We start from the raw sequence: 7,470 nt of genomic DNA, 5'->3' as shown, positions 1-7,470 counted from the left end.
CAGATGGTTTCTCGTGCCGCACGCAGGCCGACAGCCTAGCCGATCGCAAGGGTGTTCATATTGCAACACTTTTGAACGGGGACCTTCCAGGAAGCTGAGGTACCCTTGACGGGTACGGCTCTGTCTGGAAAAGGTGAAGGATGCCAGTTTTCTCGTTGGACAATGGCAGGCTCCGTCCTGCTCGGCCCACTCTCACCCACAGCGAAGATATCGTCCGAGAAGCACTCATCGCTGTCCGAGATCAGGTTGTTGAACTCCTCTATCAGCCCCTCTTCCCTGTTGCGTGGTTGACCGAGACCAGCCGCGGCAATATTGGTGAGCGACATACTTCCCTTGTTGCGCTCGATTCTGCTGGCAAGACCGTGACGGTCGACGTTGTGCAGCAGCTGAATTCCGCTGGTCTCATGGCTTCGCTTGCTCGGGCGGCACGCCACGAAGAGATCGCTCGCGGCAAACTCGCTGGGCTATACCCGCGCGGTGTGGCGGCGTTCCGCAGGGACTGGCAGGAGTTCCTCGACTCGTGCCCCACCGGAGTTGTTGACCATCCCCGGTTGGTGATCATGGCGGTCGAGATCGATGACGACGTCAAGACAGCGCTCGACGCTCTGGTTGGTGCCAGCCTCGACGTGTACCGCATTGATCTTCACGAGTCCCGCAATGGGCTCCTCGTTTCCCTCGAGCAGGTCCGCCCCCACGAGTCAACCTTCCTGGCTCTTGGGCAGGCCTCGAGCCGCTCCGAGATCGCACCACCCCCGCCTGCTTCCTCAGAATCCGAATCGGAGGCAACCGGCGCCATCACCGGTGCCCTCTCATCATCTGAGTCCGCCTCGGTCGAAACGGCAGAAAGCCCCGACGAGTACGGGTCCTGGAACAGGTCCGAAACGGAAGCTTCCTTCGTATCACCGGCCCACATTGTGCGCGATGGTGTGAGCGAAGTCGACGAGGCCGCATTCGAAACCGACGGCGAAAGCCGTGATGCAACAGGCGACAATCATGTAGCCGCAGGTGACGCCAAGGATGCGTCCGATGGGAAAGTGGCTGACGATGGGCGCGTGGGTGACGAGGAGGAAGCTCCCTCATCCGAGCAGGAACGTGACGAAGCTTTAGGCGAAGCCGGCGATCAGGTGGTAGAACACGGCATTGATCCTGACCCTGAGGAAGAGGAATTCGAGAACGAGTTCGCCGGCCTCGTCGGCTCAGAGGACAAGCAGGATCCTTCAGACGAGGACTTCTCCCACATTGAAGAGTCTTTCGATGAGGAGTTCCGTCAGGTTGGATTCACCCCCGATGGGACGGACGTGGCGTCAGCGGCCTCAGCTCCCGACGAAGACTGGCTGAACCAGCCAAAGGGCGATGAGACCGTCGAGTTCGAGGCAGATCAGGTCGAGTGGCCAGAACGAGTGACCGAACTTCAGAGCGTTGCTCGTCGCCACGGATCCCAGACACTCACCTTCAAGTCCCTGCGTCGCAGGGTCAACGCCTCAGCGCAGCTGACCGAAGAGGGAACGATCATACTCGAGAACGGCGATACCTTCACGGATCCAGACCAGGCCGCTTCGGCCGTTGCAGGTAGGCAGATGGACGGCTGGAAGAACTGGCGCACCTCCGAGGGCCATCGCCTGGGAGATCTACGGAACTAGTAAGCAGTTGACTGTCGAGCCGCTCCTTCTCCCAGCATCTGGCTTGCGAGCCAACCAGAGCTAAAGAGCAGACCAGGATTGAATAGTTGGAGGAAGGGCGGACACGTGTCCGCCCTTCCTCCAACTGCTATCTGCGCTCTACGTCTGCCGTTCTTCCTTCTCCGTCCCCAACCGCCTCTGCGTCCCGTCTTCTCCTGCCGTGAGCAGCAGAAGGGAAGTACTGGGCCGCACTGAAGGGAATTACTGGGCCGTGACGTAAGTACGCAGCCAGCGCCTGATCTCGCCAAAGGCGCCGCTGCGGACAGAGGCGCGGGAGAGCGTGACATCGTGGATGGCTCCCTCTAGTCGAATGAGTGTCGTGACTCTGCCCAGGGAGGGAACCCTGCGCCAGATCTGCTCCACATCGAGAACCGTGTCTGCACCTCTCATCTCGTCGAGCCACTTATCAGAGAACAGGGTCTTGTTTGAAGTGAGGACGATAGTGGGGCAGGAAATGTCGAGTCCCTTGGCGACCTGGGCGTGACCGTGCAGGATGGCCTGAAGCCAGCCGGCCCGCACCGGTGTCGATGGGTACCTGCGCCACTCGGGATTGAACTTCCAACCACCGCTCACAAACGGATCGTCCTCATCGACAGGTAGCGGCTCCGCCTCGTCTCGCCACGCGGTCAGTAGCCGGTTGTAGAACCCGTTGTCCGGCAGCGGGAGAATGACCTCGGGGGAGATCCGGGCGAGGGAATCGATGATGGGGGTGCCGAGTTGGCGCACCAGGGTTGCGCCCTGAAACTCCAGCCAGGGTGCATTGAGAACGAGTCCGGCCAGGGCGCCCGGGTGGCGGTCGGACCACAGCGCCATCGTCAACCCGCCCGTGGAGTGGCCGTAGAAGACGAGCGGTATCTCCCACCCGTGTTCCTCGTAGATGACATCAAGGGCGGCGTGCACGTCCTCGTCGTACTCCGACAGGGACGTAATGAAACCGGGGGACTGGTGCTCCCGTTGCGACCTGCCGTACTTGCGTAGATCGAGCCCATAGAAGGCGCCGCCCGCGCTCGAGATCATGCGAGCGAGTTCAACTTGGTAGAAGTAGTCGTTCCAGCCATGCACCGCCAAGAACGCAAACGTCGGGGTCGTTGGGGTGGAGGGCAGCGCCAGGGGATCGTTTGCCGGGATGTGCCGAACTAGCGTCGCGACAACCTCCCCCTCGTCGTCATCTAACAGGGGGAGGGTCGCGGCTTCAAAGCCTGGGCCGAGAATATCTGGTGACCACATGGTCACAGTCTAGGCGGATGTGACCTTTGCGGTCTGGAGGAAATTCGACAGGATCGCACCCACCTGATCATCCTCGACAAGGAAGCCGTCGTGACCGTGATCGGAATGGATGGTGATGACACCGTCGCAGTTGGGTAGCGCGGCAGCGAGACGTTCCTGACCGTCGGGATGGAAGAGTCGATCCGAATCAACGGCCACGACGAGGGCTCTCGCCTTCATTCCTGCCAGGACCTTGTCGACACCGCCGCGGCCGCGGCCGATCGAGTGGGTGATCATCGCCTCGGTCAGGGTCAGGTAGGAGTTCGCGTCGAAGCGTGCTGCAAGCTTGTATCCGTGATAGTCGAGGTAGGACTGGACGGCGAACCGTCCGCCCGTCATCGGATCCTCACCCTCCTGCGGGGTGCGATCGAATCGGGAGTCGAGTTCGGGAGCGCACCGATAGGTGGTGTGGGCGATTGCGCGAGCAAGACCAAGGCCTGCGTGCGGGCCGTAGCCCGGGTCGGCGTCGTAGTAGTCACCGCCCCGCCACGCAGCATCCAGCTCGATGGCAAGGATCTGCTGGTGCGCGTACGCGATCTGTTCCGCGGTCGTTTCTGGTGCCGAGACGAGAACAGCGATCTGCTCAACGTGATCGGGGAAGGTTGCGGGCCATTCCATGACCCGGTGTCCGCCCGCTGAAGCTCCAGCAACGAGATGCCAGGAGGGAATGCCTAGGTGGTCCATGAGGGCCTTCTCGGTGGCGACCTGGTCGCGGACTGTGATGCGGGGGAAGCGGCGTGCCCACGGCATGCCATCGGGGTGTCGGGAGGCCGGACCCGTTGTGCCCTGACAGCCACCAAGCACGTTCGGTGCCACAACGAAGTAGCGATCCGTGTCGATGGCCTTGCCGGGGCCGACAATGCCGGGCCACCAGCCTTCCGTGCCGTCCTCGTTTCGGACGTGAGAGTCTCCGGTTAGAGCGTGGCAGAGGAGGACGGCGTTCGAGCCGTCCTCGTTCAACTCCCCCCACGTCTCATAGGCCACCGTGACGTCGAGAGATTCTCCCGACTCCATGACCTGGGTACCGATATTGACGAACTTGCGGTCGCCCGGATCGTCTCCCCCCCGCCATGCTCCACTGGCGGGCAGAGTACGGAAGCGAGCGTGCGGGCGGTAGCCCGTATCCGCATCCGGAATCGGGGCCGCATCAGTGATCCGCTCCGGCGGATGACCAACAAGGAAGGAGGGAGAACGATCCATGATTAGGCGAGCTTCTCGAAGGACTGCTTGAGGTCGGCGAGAATATCCTCGATGTCCTCAAGGCCAACGGACAGGCGGACCAGGCCGGCAGGCGCACCAGCCGCCTCCAGCTCCTCTTCGGTGAGCTGAGAGTGGGTGGTGGAAGCCGGGTGGATCACGAGGGAACGCACGTCACCAATGTTGGCCACGTTCGAGTGCAGCTCGAGACCATCAACGAACTTCACGCCTGCGTCCCTGCCACCCTTGAGGGTGAAGGCAATGACGGAGCCAGCACCCTTGGGGGTGTACTTGCGTGCCTGCTCGTAGAAGGGTGAGGAGGGCAGCGAAGCCCAGGTCACCGTCTCGACCTCGTCCTGCCCCTCAAGGAACTCGGCAACCTTGGCCGTGTTCGACAGATGCTTCTCCATGCGGAGCGACAGGGTTTCAATGCCAAGGCCGATAAGGAAGGCATTGAAGGGGGAGATGGCGGGGCCGATGTCGCGCAGGAGCGTGGTGCGAATGCGCGTTACGAAAGCGCCGGGACCAAGATCGCCCCACACGATGCCGTGGTAGGACTCGTCGGGCTCCGACAGGGTCGGGAACTTGCCGGACTTCCAGTCGAAGTCGCCCTTCTCCACAACAACGCCACCGATCGAGGTGCCGTGGCCACCAAGGAACTTCGTGGCCGAGTGAATGACAATGTCGGCACCGAACTCGAAGGGACGCAGAATGTAGGGAGTTGCGACCGTGTTGTCGAGGATCAGCGGCACGCCTTCTGCGTGCGCAGCATCGGCGATAGCCTCAATGTCGAGAACGGAACCGCGGGGGTTCGGGATCGACTCGCCAAAGAACGCCTTCGTGTTCTCCTGGGTGGCATCGCGCCACGACTGCGGGTCGGTCGGATCCTCGACGAAGGACACCGAGACACCGTAGCGGGGGAGCGTGTGGGTCAGGAGGGTGGTGGTGCCGCCGTAGAGCCAGGGGCTGGCCACTACGTGGTCGCCGGCCTGCGCGATGTTGAGGATCGCGAGGGTGGTTGCTGCCTGGCCAGAGGAGAGCAGGAGGCCGGCTGCGCCGCCCTCGAGTGCCGCCACTCGGTTTTCCACGGTTCCCTGGGTGGGGTTGGTGATGCGGGTGTAGATGTTGCCCGGCTCGCTCAGTGCAAAGCGACCAGCGGCCTGCTCAGCATCCTCGAACACAAACGAGGTCGTCTGGTAGATGGGAAGTGCGCGAGCGCCGGTCTCCGAGTCAGGGCTCTGCCCGGCATGAATTTGAAGGGTGTCGAAGTTCCAGTTTTCTTGGGACATTTTTTCTCTCCATATAAGGAGGGCCAAAGTTGTGTAACAACTCCAGCCTCTGTTGTGAACAAATTAAAGGGGCTGGCCGATGAGCGTGCGCGCATCGGTGCGCGCAGTGCTGTGCGCGCAGTTAGTTACACATTCGGAACATGATGTCGACAATATGACGTTCCCGCCACGTGTCCAAGTCGTTCACAAAAAGTCTCAGAAGCTGGACGAACCACCACGAACTTCAAAAGTGAGCTTCGTCACATCTCAATACTCTAACGATTGGAAACGAATCTGTAAAGTCGGGTTTTATCCCGCAATTCCAAGGGAAAGCTCAGGCATGTTACAGGTGTGAATGGTGTGACTAGAGTGAGTGATGGAGAAAATGTTTCAATTGAGTCTCGATTGGTATACCGTCTATATCGGTTGAAAGATTCGAAATCGGCAAGGTCAAGACGACACGCCGAAGGACAAGGATGAAGATAGTGGCCAAAGTTCGCAGACGCGGTTTCCAGGCAGCATTTGCCGCGGCAATCGTAGGAAGCATGGTGATGGCCGGTACTGCCGGACTAGCAGACGATGTCGATGACGACAGGAAGCCATCCAGCTACACCGAGATGTCCCTAGCCGAACTCGAAGCAGAGCTCGCTACCCTCTCCGCAGAGTCCAGTGCGCTCGCGCAGGAAGCGGCCCAAGCTGAGTCCGAGCAGATCCTTGCACAGGCGGAACTCTCCGACTCGATCACGGCAGCAATGGACGCGCAGGACGCATCCAACAGGGCGCAGGCCGAGGTTGAGGTGGCTCGTCAGGAGCTCGGCAACGTCGGTGCCGCAATGTACCGCGACGGTGCGAGCGCAGTGCCCTTCGGTTCCTACCTCAATGCATCTTCCCTGTCCGAGATCAATGCTCGCCAGGATGCATACAACCGTCTCGGTCAGTCCGCCGATGCGAAGCTCCAAGAATTTGAATCGAAGCTCAACCTGGCCCAGGTCATGGAAGAGCAGGCCACTGAGGCTGCCGATGTTCAGGTCGAAGCCGCCAACGCAGTGGACGATGCTGCACGCGAGGCAGACCGCAAGGCAGCCGCAGCCTCCGAGCAACTCGCCGAGGCAGAGTCCCGCCGCGAAGAACTCATCACCCTGCTCGCAGAGCAGAAGGGCGTTGAGCGCGAAGAGGAAGAGGCCCGCGTAGCAGCCCTTGAAGAAGAACGCGTCAAGGCCGACGAAGAGGCGCGTCAGGAAATGCTCGAGGATGCCCAGGCGCAGGCAGATGTCAAGCAGGCCGCGGCCGCAACCCAGTCGCAGGCTAACCAGGTAGCAACTCAGGAGCCCGAGGCGGAAGCAACCACCCCGGCAGCACCCGCTACCTCAACTCCGGAACCGACCGCCGAGCCCTCCGCTCCGGCAACGTCCACCCCGGCACCGACCACGCCTGCCCCGACGACTCCGACGCCCACTCCGACGCCTACTCCTACACCAACCCCGACACCGACGCCCACACCAACCCCGACACCGACGCCCACACCAACCCCCACTCCCACTCCGACACCGACCCCCACGCCGACTCCGACTCCGACGCCTTCTCCGGCACCGACGAGCAACGTTCGTAACTCGATCGTGTCCTACGCTCGCCAGTTCGTTGGCGCACCGTACGTCTGGGGTGGCGTTACCCCGGCTGGTTGGGACTGCATCGGCTTCGCGCACTACGTGTACGCACACCACGGCATCACCGTTGCTCGGTCCTCCTACGGCGCTCAGTTCAACGGCACCTACGTTCCTGCCTCGCAGGCTCGCCCCGGTGACATGATGTGGTGGCCCGGTCACGTCGGTATCTACACTGGCAACGGCTCCCACATCGCCGCCTGGAACCCCTCCATGGGCACCCAGGAACGTGCAGTCTGGGGTAGCCCCATGTACCGCAACGTTGTTGGCGACTAAGAACCAATAGACGATAGATAGAAGTGGTGGCAGATCGAATGGTCTGTCACCACTTCTATGTTCATGCGTGTGGAATAGAGGCTCGCGGAAGAGAAGCTGAGTTCTTGAGCTTCGCTGGAAGTT

General features: G+C 61.4%; 5 protein-coding genes. 2 read left to right on the top strand and 3 right to left on the bottom strand.

Going from position 1 to position 7,470, the window contains the following annotated elements; translation table 11 throughout:
* The first annotated feature begins 140 nt into the window (after positions 1-140).
* A complete protein-coding gene (locus QMB98_RS06400; RefSeq protein WP_371684851.1) occupies positions 141-1,640 on the top strand; it encodes a hypothetical protein in 1,500 nt (499 codons plus the stop codon).
* Positions 1,641-1,880: 240 nt separating this feature from the next.
* On the opposite strand, the gene QMB98_RS06395 is transcribed toward QMB98_RS06400, so the two are convergent.
* From QMB98_RS06395 to QMB98_RS06385, 3 genes are read right to left on the bottom strand one after another with little or no spacing between them, the layout of a single operon-like run.
* Positions 1,881-2,906, bottom strand: a complete 1,026-nt coding sequence (locus QMB98_RS06395; RefSeq protein WP_371684850.1) for an alpha/beta hydrolase — start codon at positions 2,904-2,906, stop codon at positions 1,881-1,883.
* A 9-nt stretch (positions 2,907-2,915) separates the two neighbouring features.
* On the bottom strand, positions 2,916-4,145 hold the full coding sequence (locus tag QMB98_RS06390) for a homoserine O-acetyltransferase (RefSeq protein ID WP_371684849.1): 1,230 nt from the start codon (positions 4,143-4,145) through the stop codon (positions 2,916-2,918).
* 2 nt (positions 4,146-4,147) lie between these two features.
* Entirely contained in the window at positions 4,148-5,431 is a 1,284-nt protein-coding gene (locus QMB98_RS06385) for an O-acetylhomoserine aminocarboxypropyltransferase/cysteine synthase family protein (protein WP_371684848.1), read from the bottom strand.
* A 530-nt stretch (positions 5,432-5,961) separates the two neighbouring features.
* Here QMB98_RS06385 and QMB98_RS06380 point away from each other — a divergent pair.
* Entirely contained in the window at positions 5,962-7,347 is a 1,386-nt protein-coding gene (locus QMB98_RS06380; protein ID WP_371684847.1) for an NlpC/P60 family protein, read from the top strand.
* The last annotated feature ends 123 nt before the right edge of the window (positions 7,348-7,470 follow it).

This window comes from Flaviflexus sp. (genome assembly GCF_041440645.1).
Taxonomy (GTDB): Bacteria; Actinomycetota; Actinomycetes; order Actinomycetales; family Actinomycetaceae; genus Flaviflexus.
Note: the sequence above shows the minus strand (reverse complement) of the source record. Positions and strands in the feature narration are given on the sequence as shown.

Excerpts from the sequence above, each read along its gene's own strand:
- QMB98_RS06400 (WP_371684851.1), top strand. The coding sequence starts at position 141 with ATGCCAGTTTTCTCGTTGGACAATGGCAGGCTCCGTCCTGCTCGGCCC.
- QMB98_RS06395 (WP_371684850.1), bottom strand. The coding sequence starts at position 2,906 with ATGTGGTCACCAGATATTCTCGGCCCAGGCTTTGAAGCCGCGACCCTC.
- QMB98_RS06390 (WP_371684849.1), bottom strand. The coding sequence starts at position 4,145 with ATGGATCGTTCTCCCTCCTTCCTTGTTGGTCATCCGCCGGAGCGGATC.
- QMB98_RS06385 (WP_371684848.1), bottom strand. The coding sequence starts at position 5,431 with ATGTCCCAAGAAAACTGGAACTTCGACACCCTTCAAATTCATGCCGGG.
- QMB98_RS06380 (WP_371684847.1), top strand. The coding sequence starts at position 5,962 with ATGGCCGGTACTGCCGGACTAGCAGACGATGTCGATGACGACAGGAAG.